This is a genomic window from Roseiarcus sp. (genome assembly GCF_052145395.1).
Classification (GTDB): Bacteria; Pseudomonadota; Alphaproteobacteria; order Rhizobiales; family Beijerinckiaceae; genus Roseiarcus.
On record NZ_JBKQOT010000753.1, the window covers coordinates 1 to 2,645 of the forward strand.

Consider the following 2,645-nt stretch of genomic DNA (forward strand, 5'->3'; position numbering starts at 1 on the left):
GGCGTGACGCCGGGGCCGCGAACATCGGCTACCAATGTTTTGCCGGCTGGGTCAGCCTGCCTCCCGGGGCGGTCACGGTCGAGGCCGCGTCGAGTTGCGTCGCGACCCTTGTCCTGACGAGCCTGCCCTTGTCCCTCGTTCTGTTCGCGATGCTCCGCTACGCCGCCCCGCTCCGGCCGTTTTCGGTTATCCTTGCCGGGAGCCTTGCTGTCGCCGGCGTCACATCGACGGCGCTGTCGCTTTTCCATCCCCTGGACGCCCTAGCGTGCGCACACATTCGATTCGCGGACGAGTCAAACACATTTTTTGCAAACATCGCTTGATCGTTGAGAATCATGTGTGATTCTGTATCGGCCGGCCCTTTGTTTGGAGAGGATCGGCGATGACAGACGTGAACATTGGCTTCTTCGGCGACGTGCGCCTTGAAAAAAGGGGCGCCTGGCGGTGGAGCGCATGTGCGCGCGCATTAGCGCGGGCTTTCGCCAACTGTGCGACAGCCGGGCGGAGAAGGTTGGTCTGACGCGGTTTTTCCGCAATCCGAGAGTGACGGTGGAAGAAATTCTGCGCGGCGCGGCGGAGCGGACGGGAACCGCCGCGGCGGGACGGCACGTCCTGTTGATCCAGGATACGAGCGAAATCAACTATGAAGCCAAAGCCAAGCGCAAGCGTGGCCTTGGCCGCGTCGGCAACAGCAAGGACGTCGGCCTGTTCGTCCATCCGGCGCTGGCGGTCGACGCCGCCGACGGCGGCGTCCTGGGGCTCGCGGGGGCGACGATCTGGCGGCGAACGCGGATCAAGGAGGACGACTACCAGAGCCTGCCGATCGAGGAGAAGGAGAGCAACAAGTGGCTCGCCACGCCCCTGGCGGCGAAGCGGTTCCTGAACTCGGCGACGATGATCACCGAGATCTCCGATCGGGAGGCCGACATCTACGAGCATTTCGCCCGCGTGCCCGATGGGCGAACGCATGTCCTGGTTCGCGCCGTGCGCGATCGGGCGCTCATCGAGGCGGGCGAGCGGCTGCTGTCGAAGATCGCCGCCGCGCCGGAAGCGGGCCGTCTGAGCTTCGATCTGCCCGGCCGGCCCGGACGGACGGCCCGGAAGGTCACGCTGGCGGTGCGTTTCTGTCCGGTCGTCCTGCGTCGTCCCGAGCGCGGCGCCGACCGGCGGGATCCGCCCGGCGTCGCGCTCAATCTCGTCGAGGCGCGCGAAATCGACCCGCCGCCCTCCGAGGAGCCGATCGTCTGGCGCCTGTTGACGACGCATGGCGTGAGCACGCTTGCCCAAGCGGCGTGGATTATCGAGCTCTATCGCTATCGCTGGATCATCGAGCAGCTCTTCCGCACCCTCAAGTCGCAGGGCTTCGACCTCGAAGACAGCCTCTTGCGCGACGGCGACGCGCTCGAACGCCTGGCGGCGACCGCGCTGATCGCCGCCGCGAGCGTCATGCAACTGGTCCAGGGACGGGACGAGGCGGGCGCGGCTTTCCCGGCCGCGCGCGTCTTCGAACCCGACGAAATCGCCGTTCTGGAGGCGCTGGCCGGCAAATTCGAAGGCAAGACCCAGAAGCAGAAGAACCCGCACCCCAGACGCAGCCTGGCTTGGGCGGCCTGGTGCATCGCCCGCCTCGGCGGCTGGACCGGCTACGCCAAAGAGCGTTCGCCAGGCCCTATCACCTTCGTCCACGGCCTGCGCCGCTTCCACGCCATCGCAGAAGGCTTCAATCTCGCCGCCGCCACCTCGCCTGCCCCACTTGACAGCTGAGCAAATCAAATGTGTGCGCACGCTAGCCCGTATCGGGAAGGGGAGCAAAGCGTCGGATATGACCCGTTCTTCACGCCGTCCGCGGACGTCTGAGGTGTATGGTTCAAACGGCCGCTTTCCCCCTGTGAGGTCCTCGCGCCTCAGTCGTTCATGACTTGCGCCACATGGTCCGACGTGTCACCGAAGCTCCGGGTCGCCAAGCTTATTTTACGTTGGTCGTGAGAATAATCGACCAGTGGGTATTTGTTCACACCCTGCGCTCGCGCGTGGTGGCCGAGGGCGTGGGACAGATCCCGGCCTCACTCACTCATAACTTCGGCCAGATCGTCCGGTGTATCGGCAAACAGGCTCGCTTCGGTCTTCAGTTCTTTCGACAATTGCGAGACGGACTCGTCCTGGCTCTCATCTGCGCCGACCGAGACCATTGACCGGAAGGCCTCCGACAACCCCCCTACATCAACGCCAATCTCCTCGACGGCGGTCATAACGTCCGCCGGCGCCTCCTTCCTTCGCGCAGCGCTCCCCTCACTTGTCGACATCTGCGAGGACGCGACCACTGTCGGCGCAGGGGTCGATTGAACGGGCTCCGCCGCTCGGACGCCATCCTGCGGCGCCGGTTGCACGCTGTTCCGAGGCCCAGCTTGGACGCTGTTCTGAGGCCCTGGCCCCATCATCGCGTCCATGACAAATTCGGCTCGCGCATCATTGAGCGCGCGGCGCGCCGCAATGATTTCGGTTCGCAATGCAAGAGTGAGGACCTCCGGCGACCTCTCGCGGCGAAACCGGCGACGGTCTTCCTCCTGAAGACTGCCAAGCTTCTCTGGCGTTGTCCGAAGCAACTTACACAATTCGGCAATCGCCTCATTCTGCGGCTCGCCCAT

General features: G+C 64.9%; 3 protein-coding genes. 2 read left to right on the plus strand and 1 reads right to left on the minus strand.

The features are described from left to right. Both ACLP25_RS25745 and ACLP25_RS25750 read left to right on the plus strand, forming a co-directional pair. A partial coding sequence (locus ACLP25_RS25745) for an NrsF family protein (protein ID WP_442471957.1) occupies positions 1–323 on the plus strand: 323 nt, incomplete at its 5' end. A gap of 130 nt (positions 324–453) precedes the next feature. Continuing rightward, complete coding sequence (locus ACLP25_RS25750; RefSeq protein WP_442471958.1) at positions 454–1,764, plus strand: IS4 family transposase; 1,311 nt, start codon at positions 454–456, stop codon at positions 1,762–1,764. Positions 1,765–2,063: 299 nt separating this feature from the next. On the opposite strand, the gene ACLP25_RS25755 is transcribed toward ACLP25_RS25750, so the two are convergent. Further along, the coding region (locus tag ACLP25_RS25755) for a hypothetical protein (protein WP_442471959.1) at positions 2,064–2,645 on the minus strand (582 nt) is incomplete at its 5' end.